This window comes from Spirochaetota bacterium, from assembly GCA_035477215.1.
Taxonomy (GTDB): domain Bacteria; phylum Spirochaetota; class UBA4802; order UBA4802; family UBA5368; genus MVZN01.
In genome coordinates, this window is record DATIKU010000044.1 from 53,670 (window position 1) to 69,928 (window position 16,259).

Annotated in this window: 13 protein-coding genes; 2 read left to right on the plus strand and 11 right to left on the minus strand. The window is 60.3% G+C overall.

Annotation, left to right across the window (positions count from 1 at the left end; all coding sequences use genetic code 11):
* Positions 1-118: 118 nt before the first annotated feature.
* On the plus strand, positions 119-748 hold the full coding sequence (locus VLM75_10300) for a hypothetical protein (protein HSV97309.1): 630 nt from the start codon (positions 119-121) through the stop codon (positions 746-748).
* Here VLM75_10300 and VLM75_10305 read toward each other — a convergent pair.
* The 5 genes from VLM75_10305 to VLM75_10325 form a co-directional block, all read right to left on the minus strand.
* Positions 714-1,571 carry a response regulator gene (locus VLM75_10305; protein ID HSV97310.1) on the minus strand — a complete coding sequence of 286 codons (858 nt, stop codon included), beginning with the start codon at positions 1,569-1,571 and terminating at the stop codon, positions 714-716. The genes VLM75_10300 and VLM75_10305 overlap by 35 nt on opposite strands.
* Positions 1,572-1,743: 172 nt before the next feature.
* Positions 1,744-4,323: an ATP-dependent chaperone ClpB gene (gene clpB / locus VLM75_10310; protein ID HSV97311.1), complete on the minus strand. Its 2,580-nt coding sequence runs from the start codon at positions 4,321-4,323 to the stop codon at positions 1,744-1,746.
* Between the two features lie 309 nt (positions 4,324-4,632).
* Positions 4,633-6,303, minus strand: coding sequence for a VWA domain-containing protein (locus VLM75_10315; protein HSV97312.1), 1,671 nt, complete (start codon positions 6,301-6,303; stop codon positions 4,633-4,635).
* Between the two features lie 66 nt (positions 6,304-6,369).
* Entirely contained in the window at positions 6,370-7,011 is a 642-nt protein-coding gene (locus VLM75_10320; GenBank protein ID HSV97313.1) for a rhomboid family intramembrane serine protease, read from the minus strand.
* A 75-nt stretch (positions 7,012-7,086) separates the two neighbouring features.
* Positions 7,087-8,256: a sugar phosphate nucleotidyltransferase gene (locus tag VLM75_10325; GenBank protein ID HSV97314.1), complete on the minus strand. Its 1,170-nt coding sequence runs from the start codon at positions 8,254-8,256 to the stop codon at positions 7,087-7,089.
* Between the two features lie 170 nt (positions 8,257-8,426).
* Between VLM75_10325 and VLM75_10330 the strand changes: the two genes are divergently transcribed.
* Positions 8,427-9,971: an ASKHA domain-containing protein gene (locus tag VLM75_10330; protein ID HSV97315.1), complete on the plus strand. Its 1,545-nt coding sequence runs from the start codon at positions 8,427-8,429 to the stop codon at positions 9,969-9,971.
* Positions 9,972-10,018: 47 nt separating this feature from the next.
* On the opposite strand, the gene VLM75_10335 is transcribed toward VLM75_10330, so the two are convergent.
* Genes VLM75_10335 through ccsA form a run of 6 tightly spaced genes read right to left on the minus strand, consistent with a single transcriptional unit; the run spans position 10,019 to position 16,217 of the window.
* Positions 10,019-10,681 carry a bifunctional precorrin-2 dehydrogenase/sirohydrochlorin ferrochelatase gene (locus tag VLM75_10335; GenBank protein HSV97316.1) on the minus strand — a complete coding sequence of 221 codons (663 nt, stop codon included), beginning with the start codon at positions 10,679-10,681 and terminating at the stop codon, positions 10,019-10,021.
* Complete coding sequence (locus VLM75_10340; protein HSV97317.1) at positions 10,678-11,952, minus strand: radical SAM protein; 1,275 nt, start codon at positions 11,950-11,952, stop codon at positions 10,678-10,680. Before VLM75_10340 ends, VLM75_10335 begins: the two co-directional genes overlap by 4 nt.
* Positions 11,949-13,001 carry an Lrp/AsnC family transcriptional regulator gene (locus tag VLM75_10345; protein HSV97318.1) on the minus strand — a complete coding sequence of 351 codons (1,053 nt, stop codon included), beginning with the start codon at positions 12,999-13,001 and terminating at the stop codon, positions 11,949-11,951. Before VLM75_10345 ends, VLM75_10340 begins: the two co-directional genes overlap by 4 nt.
* Complete coding sequence (locus VLM75_10350; GenBank protein HSV97319.1) at positions 12,998-14,068, minus strand: radical SAM protein; 1,071 nt, start codon at positions 14,066-14,068, stop codon at positions 12,998-13,000. The genes VLM75_10345 and VLM75_10350 overlap by 4 nt, the downstream gene beginning before the upstream one ends.
* Positions 14,065-15,369 carry a glutamyl-tRNA reductase gene (gene hemA / locus VLM75_10355; protein ID HSV97320.1) on the minus strand — a complete coding sequence of 435 codons (1,305 nt, stop codon included), beginning with the start codon at positions 15,367-15,369 and terminating at the stop codon, positions 14,065-14,067. The genes VLM75_10350 and hemA overlap by 4 nt, the downstream gene beginning before the upstream one ends.
* A gap of 8 nt (positions 15,370-15,377) precedes the next feature.
* The gene (ccsA, locus tag VLM75_10360; protein HSV97321.1) at positions 15,378-16,217 is read right to left on the minus strand and encodes a cytochrome c biogenesis protein CcsA; all 840 of its coding nucleotides are present in this window, start codon (positions 16,215-16,217) and stop codon (positions 15,378-15,380) included.
* Between the last annotated feature and the right edge of the window lie 42 nt (positions 16,218-16,259).

A 16,259-nucleotide genomic window follows, 5' to 3' on the forward strand; every position in this document is an offset into this window, starting at 1 on the left:
TTTCTGGTTGCAATCGGGAATGTTTTCTGATCCAGTTGGCTGGCGCTCCCTTGAAGACGTCCATACCCGCCATACATGCAACGGAGCTGAAACCATCTAAACCCTGGAGGATGACGAGATGAACCTCAACAATCCGGAAGCGACATCGCAGGCACTGGACCTGCTCCGAAGCGGACAGCCTTTCCAATGGTACGTTATCACGCTTCTCGCGCTGGTGGTCTATGTGTATTTCAACGAGATCTCGAAAAAGAACTGGAAGGGTGTCGCCGCGGGCCTTTCGCTCTACATGGTCCACTGGTTCGTCGAAATCGCAAACGCGCTCGTGCAGCACTTTTCCGGGCACGCCCTCTGGACGGTCCCCACGGGGACTGCCTTCCTGCTGCTCATCGGTGTCGGCGTAGAGCTCTCCCTGATGTTCTCGATCGCTGGGCTGGTGTTCAGCAAACTTCTGCCGGCCGATCCGACGGTAAAAATTCTGGGCGTCAACAACCGCCTTGCATTCGCGATAGGCAACGCGGCCTTCTTCTCCATCTTCGAGATATTTCTCGTTAAAACGCCCGCTTTTGTGTGGGTCTATCCATGGTGGGGGTCCTTCACGGTATTTATAACCGTCTATATACCGTTTTTCGTGGTATCAATGTTCTGTTACGACTGGAAGCCCCGAATGCAGGTCGCCGTCATCGGAAGTCTTTTCGCGGTGAACGCGGCCGCGATCATCCTTTTTGCGGGAGTGCTGGGCTGGATATGAACTGGCAGAGCACCCGCTCGCGGGTGCTCTCGTATCCCGGCATTACCGAATAACGCATCGTTCCGCTGACGGCGCCGCCGGTGAGCGTCGTGCAGCGGGCGGCGGATTCGAACGTGATGTCTCCCTTCGCCGCGGCTGTAAAACATTCCACCAGGTGGTCCCGTGCGGTGTCCCGAAAAAGCGTCAAAAGCACGCTCTTGAGCTCTTCCCTGTTCGCGGCCCCAAAAAGCGCCACCGCGGCGTCGTTCACGTCCCATACCGCGACCATTTCGAGACAATGGCGCGTGTCATCCGGGTTGGCTTCAAAATGGGCCCTTGCATCCTGCACGCCCGACGCACACAGCCCGCACAGGTAATCGCATAATTTCGAGGCATTCGCCTCCCACATGGCGAGCGGGGAACGCTCAAACAGCACCCGCCACCGGCTCTCCGCTTCTCGAAGCCGCCGCTCGGTTTCCCATTGACTGTACACCATTCGAATGGCCGTGTACAAATCCGCCTCGGCCACCGGCTTGGCGACCAGGCCACAGTATCGGAAACCGCGGGTGAGTTCAACCACGTCCGGACCGAACCTGTTGACCAGGAAAACGACGGGCAGCTCGCCTTCTCCCGCAAGGCGGCGGGCTGCCAGATATCCGTCGGCACCGCCGGGAAGGCAGGCGTCGATGAGAAGAAGATCGGGGCGGTCAGTCCGACCGGCCGCCGCCGATTCCTCCCGATAAATTTCCGCGGTTGCATCATAGCCAAGCATCTCGAGAAGGCGCTTCATGTCCATGGCCACAACGGCCTCGCCCATGACGATCGAGATTTTTGTTTTTTTCACCCCGGCCCGCGGACACATCGATTTAAAAGAAGACTTACATCCCCGGCACAGTCGGCCTTAAACCCGCCCGTTTGTCAATTGATGAAATCCATTATTATATTGTAAGCGCTTCCCTTACACGCCCGGCACCTCGCTGACGGCATTGAATGACGCCGCGTCGCCGATGAAGCGATCACTTAAACGCCAGGGACTTGCCGTCGCTGTCGATCTTGATCGTCGTCTCGCCCGCTATATCGCCCCCAAGGAGCTTCACGGAGAGCGGATTGAGCAGATGCTTCTGTATGGCGCGCTTGAGCGGCCGCGCGCCGAACTGCGAATCGAAGCCGGTCGTCGTAAGAAATTCCAGCGCCTTCTTCGTAAGCTCGAGCCGCACACCCCTCTCCAGCAGCCGTTTTGCCACCATGCCGAGCTGCAGTTTTACGATCTCGGCGATGTGCTCCCGACCAAGCGGATTGAAGATAATAACCTCGTCAACGCGGTTGATGAACTCTGGCTTGAAATGCGCCCTGAGCTCCTTCTCCACGCCGCTTTTGCGGTCATCGTAGGGTATCGAGGCGTCGGCGATATACGATGTCCCGATGTTCGACGTCATGATAATGAGGGTGTTTCTGAAATCAACCGTCCTGCCTTTGGAGTCGGTAAGCCGCCCCTCGTCGAGTATCTGCAGAAAAATATTAAAGACGTCCTGGTGCGCCTTTTCGATCTCGTCGAAGAGCAAAACGGCGTATGGCCTGCGGCGCACGGACTCGGTGAGCTGGCCGCCCTCGTCGTAACCGACATAACCGGGAGGCGCTCCGATGAGCCGTGAGACCGAGTGCTTTTCCATATATTCCGACATGTCTATCCGGGTGATGGCCTTCTCATCATTAAAAAGAAACTCCGCCACGGCCTTCGCCGTTTCGGTCTTCCCCACGCCGGTGGGCCCCAGGAAAATGAACGAACCTACAGGCCTGCCCGGGTCCTGAATGCCTGAACGCGAGCGGCGAACGGCGTCGGAGATGGCGATGATCGCCTCGTTCTGTCCCACCACGCGGCGCTCGATGATGCGCTCCATGCCGAGGAGTTTCTCCTTCTCGCCCTCGAGCATCTTGGCCATCGGGATACCCGTCCAGCGCGAAACAACCTCGGCGATCTCCTGTTCGGTCACCTCCTCTTTGAGAAGGCTCCTGTCCTTCTGTATCTGCGCGAGCTTGGCGTTCGTGCCGGCGAGGTCTCTGTCCAGCTCCACGATCTTGCCGTAGCGGATCTCCGCCACCCTGTTCAGGTTGCCCTCCCGCTCCGCGCGGCTTTCCTCCCCCTTCATCCGTTCTATCTCTTCCTTGATGGCGCGGATGCGGGAGATAACCTCCTTCTCGTTTTTCCAGTGGCCGACCAGTTCGTTCTTTTTTTCGTTCAGGTTCGCCAGTTCCTCCTCGATCTTCGCCAGGCGCTCCTTTGATACCTTGTCCTTCTCCTTTTTGACGGCCTCTCGCTCGATCGTGAGCTGCCGTATCCGCCGTTCGATTTCGTCGATCTCGATCGGCATGGAGTCGATCTCCATCTTGATGCGCGACGCGGACTCGTCGATGAGATCGACCGCCTTGTCGGGAAGGAAGCGGTTGGTGATGTAACGGTCGGACAGCACCGCGGCCGCGACCACCGCCGAATCCGAAATGCGCACCCCGTGGTGCACCTCGTACTTCTCCTTCAGCCCGCGGAGTATCGCGATGGTGTCCTCGACGCTCGGCTCGCTGGTGAAAACGGGCTGGAAACGCCGCTCGAGCGCCTTGTCTTTCTCGATGTATTTCTGGTATTCGTTCAGCGTCGTCGCGCCTATGCAACGAAGCTCGCCACGCGCGAGCGCGGGCTTGAGCATGTTCGAGGCGTCCATTGAGCCTTCGGCGGCACCGGCCCCGACCAGGGTGTGCAGCTCGTCGATGAAAAGTATGACCTCTCCCTCCGATTCCTCTATCTCCTGTATCACGCCTTTCAGGCGCTCCTCAAACTCGCCGCGGTACTTAGCGCCCGCGATGAGCGCGCCCATGTCGAGCGCCACGAGCCGCTTTTCTTTGAGGTTTTCGGGCACGTCGCCCGCCACGATTCGGCTGGCGAGCCCCTCAACGATGGCGGTTTTCCCCACGCCGGGCTCGCCGATCAGCACCGGATTGTTCTTGGTGCGCCGGGTGAGCACCTGCATCACGCGGCGGATCTCCTCGTCCCTTCCGATCACCGGGTCGAGCTTGTTCGCGCGCGCCAGTTTCGTCAGGTCGCGGCTGTACCGGTCGAGCGCGTTGTAGCGGTCCTCGGCGTTCTCGTCGGTAACGCGCCTGCTGCCGCGCACATCCATAAGCACCTTGAGGATGTTCTCCCGCGTGAATCCCGCGGCGTTGAGGACGCTCCGTGCGCGCGTCGCTCCCGCGCCGGCGAGCGCGAGGATGAGGTGCTCGGTACTCATAAACTGGTCCTTGAGCTTTACCGCCTCGTTCCACGCCTCGTTCAGAACGTCGCGCATCGACGCGGAGAGGACGCCCCCGCCGGGACCGCCCCCCATCTGCCGCGGCAGTTTCTTTATCTCGGCCTCAATCTCCCTTCCTATCTCCATGGCCGGTACGCCGATCTTCTGCGCGATCGTGGTGAGCATGCCCTCCTCCTGATCGGCCAGGGCCTTCAGCAGGTGTTCGGGCTGAATCTCGTGGTGGTTGTTGTTCGTCGCCTCGTTCTGCGCGCGCGATATCGCGTCCTGCGCTTTGAGGGTCAGCTTGTCCATTCGCATGGTAACATCCTCCAGACGTTATAACACAAAAGGCGGGCGATAAATCGACGGATTTACGTGGATGCCGGATGGTATACTGCAAGCACAATGAGGAACGACTTCTCTCTTTCTCTTTTTGCAAAAATATATCTATAACCGGGATACCTTGAACACCACTGAACCATATCCCGGAAATAATATACATCATCAAACGCCGGTCGTCAAGCGGAAAAGTCAAACCGGCGGCCGATGTCCCGAAGATGCTTCGCCTCACTTTAAAAATGTCAAAATGAGCCTCATGGACCCTTTACCCATGGAGCAGGCGGTCTGTCAGTCCCTGATGTCCGCCCCGTCCCTCTGCCGTTGGACGCGTTCGATCTTCACGCGGATAAACCAAACCGGCGGGCGCATGAGTCCGTTTGCCGTGTAATATTCGGGCTTTCCCATGATCTCGCGAAGCGTCGCCGTTGCCATGCCGGGAACATGCCCGGCATCGAGTCCGGTCACGATCCGCCGCGGGCTGAAATCGAACCCGTAAGGCTCGTCGGGTTTCATTCTCACCATCACCCCGAGCGTTACATAGCGGCCCAGGGCGGCCTGCTTTTCGAAAAACTCGACAAGCGCCCCGTCGGAGAACGACAGCCAGATCGAAAGGCGCTCATCGGCAAGGAGCGCCTTGGCCGCCGCCTTTCCCGCGCCGCTTCCGGCGATCTTTACCGCATGCGCCTCGCCGATCTCCGCAAGCAGGGTGTCGATGTTGCTTTCAAGCCGCTCCCTGTTTATCAGGCGGACCCCGGCGATATCACCGTAGCGCTCGCCCATCGTATAGGCGTTGACGTCGTAGCGTTTTTCGTCGAAGAACAATTCCGACAGGAAAGGCTTTGGGCGGAGGGTCCTTCCCCCGCCGCTCTCGACGAACAGGCCGCTTTTCCACTGGCCCCCGAAGCTTCGCGCATGGAAAAGCCGGCCGGACTGCATGAAGACGTCGATCGTCTTTCCCTCCGCGTCATAAACGCGCTGCCGGTAGGCGACCGGAAGCGTACGACCCCGCCCGGTTATCGCAACCTGCCGCATCGCCTCGGCCTCGTCGCGCCCGATGCGCCCGAGCGGCAGCGTGTAGATGGCGATGCCCTTCTTGCTCGCCTTGAGCGCATACCGTTCGGCCCGGGAAACGTCGCGCGCGGGCGAATTGGAGATCACCAGCATGACCTTCTTCGCGTCCGCGCGCCAGGGAATCGCGTCAATCGCGTGCGCGAGCGCCCCGCCGAGGGCGGCCGGTCCCGCTCCACCCCTTGGCCTGATTGAGGCGAGTTCCTGTTTGAGCGACAGGGGGGATGTTATGGCGCGGGCTGCCCTCGGCGCCGCTGGAGCGTCCGAAAAAGCGGTCACATACAGGCGAAGAGAAGCCTCCCAATCGCCTGATACGCCGGAAGCGAACGCGGTGATCCCGTTTTTAACGGCATCCCACTCGCGCGACACATTATACGACGTATCGAGCACCAGAACGGCGTCTATGGACGCCGCCCCCGCGCCGGGGGCGGCGCGGTCCGGGTAGGTGACGAAGATCTCGCGCACGTCCCTCTCCGCGAGTGCGAAAAGCTCTTCCGCGCGCACGCGCTCCCTCGATATGACCTTCCGCTGCGCCGTGGAATACAGCACGCTTTCGGAGGTAATAACGCCGCCCGAACGCGAAAGCGTACCGGTCAGTATCAGGTCGATGAAGCGTCCCCGTCCGAGCGCGTCCAGGGACTCGCCGCTTATGGAGCGCCGCGGATCGATCGAGAAGCTTTTCATGTCGACCTCGAGTTCCCCCGGCGAACAGGGCTCGATCCCCTTTTTCAGCAGCAGCGTAACCCCGAGCAGCTTCGCGTATTCCGCGCCAACGGCCTCGTTGAATTGTTCCGATGGGGTCTCCACCCGGTAGGGAATCACGGCGATCTCGGCGGCCCCAAGCGGGGCCGATACCGAAAGCCAGAGAAGCAGTGCCGCCATCTTTCTCATTGTTCCGCCTCCACGAAACGATTGGAGTATCCGCCGCCGGCGTCGCCGGCATCGCCCGCATCATCTTCAATCCACGGTAAACAGCCTGAACAGCAGAGCACCCGCGACGAACCCCGCGATATGGCTGATCCACGCGATGCTGTCCGCCCCCCCGCGGAATCCGGACACTTGCAAAAGGAACCATACGGGCAGGAAAAAGAGCGCCTGCATCCGCATCGTGAAGAAGAGCATCCACACGTGGATTCGCGCAAAGGGAAACATGAACAGATACGCGCCAAGCACTCCCGATACGGCGCCGGATGCGCCCACCAGCGGTACATCGGCTCCCGGAGAGTGGGCCGCGAAGGCAAGCGCGGCAATGGCCCCCGTTATCAGGTAGAACAGGAGGAACCCGCCGCGCGTCATGCGGTCTTCCACATTATTGCCGAATATCCAGAGGAACAGCATATTAAACCCTATGTGCGAAAACCCGCCGTGGCAGAACATATACGAAAAAAGAGAAAGAAGCGACCCTGTCGTCAGGGACAGGGAACCGCCGGTTCCTCCGGCGAAGGAGGCCGGATTGAACGCGTACCGGGACGTAACCGCCTCGAAGCCATCCGGGGCGAAAACCTGGTAGGCGAAAGCGGCGCAACTGGCGAGTATGAGAAGGAAGGTCACGACCGCGAAGCGACCGGTTGAATTATCATCCTTATAGGGAATGAACATGGGGCGTCCCCTGTGCCAACAGCCACAACGGGTTGGTCGCGACGGAATGGAGCGAAGCTGCCCGGTAAAATTTCATTATACGACCGACAAGCCGTCATAGAGATACCTGCTTTTGGCGAAGAACTCGACCCCGCGGCCCGACGATACGTAACACGCCCCGCCGACGCGGGCGCCGTCCGGGACACTCGAATCCTTGCCGATGAGCGTTATGCTCTGGAAGAGCGACCTGGGGAAGTCCTTGTTCTTCAGTTGGTCGTGCTCGGAGCCCACATGACAGCGGCTCCCGATCGTTAACCGGTTATCCGCCGGAGTGTCCTTTTTCGGGGGCGTCCGTTCGTCGATGACCGATTTGACGATATGCGCGCCCGCGCCGATCCGGTTGAAGGGAAGCACGATCGAGTCCTTTACCGTCGCCTTTTCATCGATTTCGACACCGGGAAAAATGATGGAGTTCTGCACCGTTCCCCTGATGACACAGCTGTCGCTCACGAAGGAGCCGGCCACCTTTGCGTGCTTTCCGAGAAATGCGAAACCCTCTCCGGGTATGAATGCCTTCATCACCGGGTCGTCGAAAACGCGCCTGAAGAGGTCCTGGTTCCTCATCAGTGTCATGTTGAAACGATAGTAATCCGGGATGTTTTTGATGGGCCAGTAATGCGCGCTGAGCACCTCCCGGCGTATGCCCCTGTTGATGAGCGAGTTGATTATCATCTCGAAAAGATTGGGCGCGCGCCTGCCTTCGTCCATCGCCTCGTTGATGACGGAGAGAAGGCTCTTCTGATTGGTGATGAGGATGGTGTATGCCATCGACTCTTTGCTCGACGTCTTCATGCTGAAGAGCATCGCCCCTGCTTTTTTCTTTTTCTTGTATTTGTCGATGAGCTCGGAGAAATCGATGATCGACGGATTGTCGCCGTTATAGATGATATAGTAATCCGTATTGCTGTCCATCACCAGGTTGTAGCAGAACTTGGCGTCGGAGTACCCGCGCGAAACGACCTTTATGGCGGGGAATTTCTTGTCCTTAAACGGCCCGTAATTCTCAACATACGATTCAAGGCCGTCCTCATAATTGTTGTAGATGATGGTGTGGCGCGCGAGCGACGAGGCTGAATTTCGTATGGTAAAATCGACGATGCGGAACCGCCCCCCGAAGGGCATCAGGTATTTCGAGCGTTCCTCCGCCAGGGAAAGAAGTGACTCGTCTCTGGTTCCAGGATACGAAATGATGGTGAAATCGTCCATAAATGCCCTGTGCCGGGAGCGCCTCGGTGACGTGATGGTAGCTATTTATAAAAGTTTGGGATTAAAAAGCAATTAAAAAACCCGCGTCCCGAAAACGCTCGAATGAGACACCGGCCGGCGGGCGAAAAATCGTTTGATTTTGCCGCTCGCGCATGCAACAACCCACGGTAATGAAAAAGCCACTTTTAACGCTTCGACCCGGCGGCGAGTCCCGCGAATTCGAAAAAGGCACGCCGCTCATCGACGCGCTCGAGGACATGGGGGCCTTCCTGCGCACGCCCTGCGGCGGCAAGGGCGTTTGCGGCAAATGCGGCGTGCTGATCGAATCGGGCGCGCCCGGGCGCTCCGCCGCCGAGGACGGGTTCTTCCCCTCGGAACCGCTCTCGCGTCTTGCGTGCCGCACCGCAATCGTGGGCGACATGGAGGTACATGTACCCGCGGCAAAGGCTGTCGCCCGCCCGGGGAAACCGCCGCCCCCGCGCCTGCGCGATCCGGCCGTCGCGCTCGATATCGGAACAACGATGGTTCAGCTAACGCTTGTGGAACGTGCGGACGGCGCGACGTATCCGCTCGGATCGTTTCTCAACCCGCAGCGGCGCCATGGCCACGATATCATCGGGCGCATCGCCGCATCCGCCGACCCTGCAATCCGCGAATCTCTGACGCGCGTTATCCGCGGTGCGGTTGCCGCATCCGTACGCTCCGGCCTTGCCGGGGGCGGCATGCATCCGGATGAGATCGGACTCCTGGTCGTCTCGGGCAACACCACCATGACGCATCTTTTCCTCGGCATCGACGTGCGGCCGCTCGGCACACACCCCTACACCGCAAGCGAACTCGATTACGACCGTTATGACTCCATCAAGGACCTGTTCCCCTCGGCCCGCATCGCGGCGCTTCCATCGGCCTCGGCATTTCTCGGCGGGGACCTCGTGGGTGGACTCGCCATATCGGACCTCATGGGGCTTCAACGAAACGTGTTCTTCATCGACATCGGCACCAACGGGGAGATGTTTTTACGCGATGGGGCCGGCACCATCCACGCCACCTCCTGCGCCATGGGGCCGGCGCTCGAAGGGATGAACATCTCCTCCGGCATGACGGCCGACGAGGGCGCGATCAATCATTTCACCGTCGAGAACGGAAGTCTGAAGCCTGCGGTCATCGGCGGCGGCGCTCCCGTGGGAATCAGCGGCACCGGCATTATCGACGCGCTGGCGATCATGCTGCGGGAGGGGGTTGTGGGCTACAACGGCGCGATCAACCGCGCCGCGGCGGAGGCGTCCGCGATATTCAGGGGCCGCGTCGTAACTCGAAACGGCACTTCAGTCTGCCTGCTTGGCTATGGCATCGCGATCACCCAGAAGGACATTCGCAACATCCAGCTCGCCAGAGGAGCAAGTCTTGCCGCCGCGCGCCTGCTTCTGAAAGACGCTTCGTACGACGCCGGGCGAATCGACCATGTCCTCATCGCCGGAGCCCTCGGAGAGAACCTCGACATCGACAGCTTCCGCCTGCTTGGCTTTCTGCCCGATTTTCCGGGCGCCCGGTACCGGTTCCTCGGCAACACAAGCCTGGCGGCGGCCGAGCGTTCGTGCGTCGATCCCGCGTTCATCCGGCGGTGCCGCACGCTTCGCGACGAGATCCGAGTCGTCGAGCTCTCCGCGCGCACCGATTTCAATGACGAGTTTATCGGCTGTCTAAATTTCCGCTGACTGCCGAAGCCGCCCTTTTCTCCATGATCCGCGTTCCGATTCCACGATCAACGCGCCCTGTTCTCAAGCATCTCGCAGAGGAACCCCGCAAGCGCTCCCTCCCGGAACGCCCGCGCGCACCGCTCCAAAAGAGCGTCGTCGGCGACGATGCCTTTAAGAAGTTCGCCGCGCGCTGAGAAATCCAGATCGCCGAAGGCGTCGTCCTCCTGAAGAATGCGGCGCGCCTCACGAAGCGCGGCGAGAATATCTCCGATATCCTCCGGAAGTACCTTCTCGAGCGCGCGTCGAAGCCTCGCCGCGTAGGCCGGCGATGCCCCGCTCGTGGAGATGGCCATAAGGAAATCCCCCCTGCGAACGGCCGAGGGAAGATAAAATGAGCAGTTCGGCGGATCGTCGGCGGAATTGATGAAGATGCCGCGCCGTCCGGCCTCATCGAACACGGCCCTGTTGACGGCGGCGCTGTCGGTGGCCGCGAAGACAAGCGCGGCGCCATCGAGATCGCCGTCGCGATACTCGCGCCGCTGGAGGCTCAGTATTTCTGCGTTCGCACGCGCCGCCTCCTCGAGGTCGAAATGCATGCGCGTCGAAACGACCTTCACGCGGGCGCCTGCGTCGATGAGGTCGAGCACCTTTCGAAGCGCAACTTCGCCACCGCCCACCACCACGGCGAGCCTGTCCTCGATATTAAGAAGAACCGGGTAGAGTTTCATCGACCCGCAAGCTCCATTGGCACCGGAAACTCTTCGCCGCACTCGCGAAGCTCCCTTAGTTTTTCGCCGGAGAGCCCGATCTCATCGTCGGTGATGTAGCACTGCGGATCGGGCGCCCACGGATCGTTGTAGGCGCGGAAGGCGCGCACGCGCATCGCGCCGGTGCAGAGCGGACGATGCGCGCACAGCCTGCAGCGCCCCTTGATGTACTCGGCCTTGCGCTTGAGCCCGCGCATCAGCGGGTCGCTTTCATCCATCCAGATGTCGCCGAAGCACCGCTCCCGGACGTTCCCAAGCGTGTAGTCCTGCCAGAACTGGTCGGGATGAACATTGCCGACGAAGTCGATGTTGCCGATGCCGACCCCGGTCGAATGCGCCCCGCCGCCGTTCCAGGCCAGAAGCGCGCGCACCTTTTCGGCCTTCGCCGGATCGGACTCCAGAAGCCGGAGATAGATGTATACGCCGTCGGCATGGTTGTCCACGGTCAGGATATTGATATCGAGCCCTCGCTCGAAATAGTCCTTCGTGCGTCGCAAAAGGATGTCCATGGCGCGGCGGCTTTCGGCGTGGGTGAGGTCGTCGCCGTAGAGGTTCCCGCCCCTGCCTGAATAGACGAGATGATAAAAGCAGGCGCGGCTGATCCTCTCGCGCTCTATGAAATCGAAGATTCCGTCCAGGTCCTCGTAATTGCGCCGGGTGAGCGTAAGGCGCAGGCCCACCCGCTGCCCCACGGCGATGCAGTGCTCGAAGCCCTTCATGGCCTTCGAAAAGGAGCCCTTCATGCCGCGAAACCGGTCGTTCACCTCCTCCATGCCATCCAGGCTTATGCCGACGTAGGTGACGCCGGCGTTCCTGATCGAGTGCGCGGCCTCGCGGTCGATCAGCGTGCCGTTGGTCGAGATGACAGGGCGAATGCCGGCGCTCGAGGCGTGTTCGATGAGGCGAAACAGGTCCCTCCGCATGAGCGGTTCGCCGCCCGAGAAGAGGAGCGAGGGCACGCGAAACGACGCGAGATCGTCAATGAGCTTCTTCCCCTCGCCGGTATCGAGTTCGCCGCCGTACTTCACGTTGGCCGAGTCGGTATAGCAGTGCACGCAGTTGAGGTTGCAACTGCGCGTTGTGCTCCATACCACGATGGGGCGCCGTTCGCTCGCCAGCACCTCGCGCCGGTGCGGCGCGTTGCCGTGAGCGTCCGACGGCGCCTCGGTCCCGTAACGCAGGCCGTCGCCCGTGGACGACCCGTCGCAGTAAAGCTTTCCTATATCGATCACTGCATGTTCTCCTCATTCCACACGTCGAAGGCCGGTGAAAAATACGCAACGCGCTTCTTTTTAAACTCGCGCAGGCTCTTCAGCACCAGATAGTCCCTCAGCCCCGACTTCTCCTCGAGGGCGGCGATGATGCCATCGAGTTCCTCATCGCTCCGTGCGTGGATCATCGCGAAGAGCGGGTGCTCCCATCGCCCGGGGTGGAGCGTCCGACGGTAGAGATGCGATATGCTTTTCGAGGACAGGAACACCGGCATCACCCGGTCTTCGGTCCGCCCCGCGCCGATCTTCCATGCGGTCATGGCGTTCGCGCCGTAGCCGGCGTTGTAGTGTTTGAGCACTGCGGCATACCGTCGCATGATTCCCTTTAGTTTCAGGCCCTCGCCGATGGTTACGAGCCTTTCGGCGCTCATGGGGCTTTTCGCGTCCCCGACTATCGTTTCGAACGGCCTCGACGTGATGGGAAGGTCCGTCTGAAGCAGGAGCACCGCCTCACGCTCCTCGTCGGTCAGCGGGTACATTCCGCCCCCGTGCGCGGGATCGGCGCCGTTCATCTGCGCCGGGTCTCCGTCCTCCGCATCGTCCGCAGCGTCATCCCCCATCCTGAGCATAAATCCTATCTTGTAGAGCTTTTCATTCCGGAGGATCAGGTGGTCCGTCGCGCGGCAGTGACGCGCCAGGACCGCGGCGGTCTCCTCGATTGAGGTCGCCCCGTCCACCGCCAGAGTAAACCAGATGTTGAACCGGTGGTCCCGCAGGTAGTTGTGGCTTACCCCGGGATGCGCGTTGACGATCTCCACCGCGCCCTCAACATCCCTTTCGGCGACACAGAAGGCCACCAGGCTCGAATGATAGCCGAGCCGGTGCGCGTTGAATATGGCCGATATATTACGCACGACCCGCTTCGCCTTGAGGCGCGCAACCGTTTCCAGGAGATCATCCTCGGCAAGCGAAAGCTCATCGGCGACAAGCCGGAAGGGCTCCAGCGCAAGCGGGATGTCTTCCTGTATGCGGTTGATGATGCGTTCCTCGGTGCGGGTAAACCGTGTCATGTTTTAGCTTTCGCCCTCTTCGGCTCGTACACGCAGTACGGCTCCTCGGCCATGCAGTCCCCCGTTTCATAATACGCGCGCGCGCGGCAGCCCGCGCAGAAGGCGCGGTACTCGCACAGGCCGCACTTGCCGCCAAGGTCGTCAATTTTCCGTAATTTACCGAACAGGTCCGACTCGCGCCATATCCCGCCCAGCTGCTTGTCGCGCACGTTACCCGCAACAAGCGGAAGGTAGCCGCAGGGCTGGACGTCGCCCCTGTGCGAGATGAAACACACCCCGCCGCCGGCAAGGCACCCGCGCGTCATCGCCGCCATTCCATCGATCTCGAAGCTTATCGTGCGGCCCTCCTTTTTCGCCTCCTGGCGCATGATACGGTAGTAATGCGGGGCGCAGGTCGCCTTGAACTCGAAGGGAGCGTCCTTGGTGCGGTGATACAGCCAGACGAGGACCTCCTCGTACTTCTCCCGCGAGAGCATGTCGCTTTCGGCGATCTCCACGCCGCAGCCCACCGGCACCAGCATGAAGACGTGGAGCGCCTTTGCGCCGCGTTCCTCCGTAAGCCGGAGCACGTCCTCGATCTCGTCCACGTTCCGCCGGGTGATGGTGGTGTTGAGCTGGAACTCGACACCTTCCTCGCGGAGAAGACGCGCGCCGGCGAGGGCCAGGTCGAAGGACCCGGGAATGCCGCGGAAACCGTCGTGCGAAGCGGCGCTTGAACCGTCGATCGAGATACTCGCCCGGCCGAACCCCGCCTCCCGGATTGCGCGTGCGACGCGCCCGTCGATCAGCGTCCCGTTGGTCGCGAGCGCGGTCCGCAGGCCCTTCGCCCCGGCATACCGGGCGATCTCGAAAAGGTCCGCCCTGTACAGCGGTTCGCCCCCGGTGAGCACAAGGATGGGGCTTGCGAAGGCGGCGATCTCATCAACGACACCAAGCGCCGATGCCGTATCGAGCTCGCCCGAGAACAGCGAATCGTCCGCCTCCGCGCGGCAGTGCGCGCATCGCAGGTTGCACCGCTTCGTAAGCTCCCAGAATACGAGCCTGAGCGTGTCGGCCGCAGTCTTCATTTCTTGAAGAGATCCTCGATTATGCGCGCCGCCTCTCCGGGTCCGTGGCGGGCTTCCCGGTCGTGATGCCCCTTCGCCTGCGTCTGGTAGCGCTTGAGATAGGCGATCGGATTGTGCAGCGTCTTGGTCATGATCTGCCGCGTGAGGTCCTCGACCATGCGGAAGTCATCATCCGAAAGGTGCTTGAGCCCCCGCCGGCGGTAGCGCTCAAGCTCGCCGCTGCGGATCGCCTCGAATTCGTTTCGCATTTTAACGATCGCCGGGACCACGGCAAGCCCCTCGTACCATTCGTAAAACTCGTCCGCGTCCAGGCGGATGAATCCCTTTGCGGTGTCGAGATCCCCCAACCGGTGCTTCAGATTTTCGTCGGAGATCGACTTGAGGTCGTCGATATTATACAGAAAAACGTTGTTGAGCTTCCCCACCTCCGGATCGACGTTCCGTGGAACGGCGATGTCGATCAGGAAAATCGGGCTGCTTCCGCGCTTTTTCGCTATCGATCTCATCATCTCGGTCGTTACGAGGAACTGCGGAGAGGACGCCGAGGCGATGACGATATCCACGCCCTGTGCCGCCGACGCCAGGTCTTCGATCGGTACGATGCGCGCCTCGCGGTTGACTTCCTTTGCAATCCGTTCAGCGTTGGCGAGCGAGCGGTTGGCGATGGTTATCTCGCCGATGTTGAACTTGGTAAAATACTTCAGGATGAGCTCGCCCATCTCCCCGGCCCCGAGCAGCAGCGCCCTCTGGCATGAGAGGTCGTCGAAGATCTTGCGCGCAAGCTCGGTCGCTATATATGCGATGGAAATCGGGTTCTTCGATATATCGGTCTCGGTGCGCACGCGCTTTGCCGTGCGAAAGGCCTGATGAAACAGCCGGTTGAGCACGGCGCCGGCCCTCCCCGCACGCACCGACTTGCCGTAACAGTTCTTCACCTGGAAGAATATCTCGTTTTCCCCCAGCACCATGGAATCGAGCGACGAGGCCACCGACAACAGATGGAGCACCGCCTCGCGCGAATATTTTTTATAGAGAGACGACTCGAATGTTTCCCTGTGAAGCAGGGAAACATCCTCCAGGACGCCGAGCACCGATTCGACCGCCATATTCATATCGCGCGTAACGAAGTATATCTCCACCCGGTTGCAAGTGGAGAGATAGACGATTTCGTCGACCCCCTCGGCGCAGGTCTTTTCGAAGAAGCCGGGAAGCGCCTCGTCGCCAAGCGTAAACCGCTCGCGGATGTCAACGGGCGCCGTCTTATGGCTCAGCCCGACAAGTCCGATCTCGGGCCTGTTCATACTCTCTTTCATTTGAAGCCGTGGAACCCCATAGTGATGTAGATATTGGAAAACATAAAGATGAACATCAGCACGACAAAGAGGAGCACGTTGAGCTGGCTCGCCCTGTGTGGATTTAGCCGCCCGCCGTGGCGCAGCCAGAAAAGGCCCAGAATTACCGCCCACGACGCGTAAAGGATGATCTCCTTGGGGCTTCCCTGAAACGGCGTGGCGAATACCGCGTACGCGACGAAAGCCCCGGAGACAAGCCCGAGCGAAAGCAGCAGAAATGCGCGTGCGATCGCCCACCTGTTGAATTTTTCAATGGACTCCAGGGTGGGAAGGCGGAAGACGAAGCGCATCGAGGCCTTTTTCTTCAACTGCCATTCCATCAGCAGATACAGCACCGAACCGATGAAGCTCAGGAAAAAGAAGATCTCCCCCAGGATCGCGATAACGATGTGGAGCGGGAGCAGCCAGTGCCCGGTATCGACCGTGATTCTCCTGGCTGAATCAAGAAAAGGGATCGAGATGATGAGCACCAGGGTGATGAAAGGGACCGCGAGCGTGGTGAACGACCACCACTGGGCCTTCCAGCGCGAAAAATAAAGATAAACGAGAAGAACCACGAGCGCGAGCGTGAGAAGGTAAAAATACCCCCAGATCGTAAACGCCCCTCTCACGACCCCATCGTCGGTAGTGAAATAAAAGCGAACCGCACCCAGCGCGAAAAATGCCGCGATGGCGGTGAGCAGAACGCCTTTCGCCCTGTGCCGGTGCCTTTCGTCATCGCTATGGAGCGAGAAGATGCACAGCGCCGACGTGACGATAAACAGGGCCAGTGTAGTGATAAAAAGGACATCGAACATGAAATCCGCCGTCTTACCTGCTTCAGATAGTATCCGCGGAGC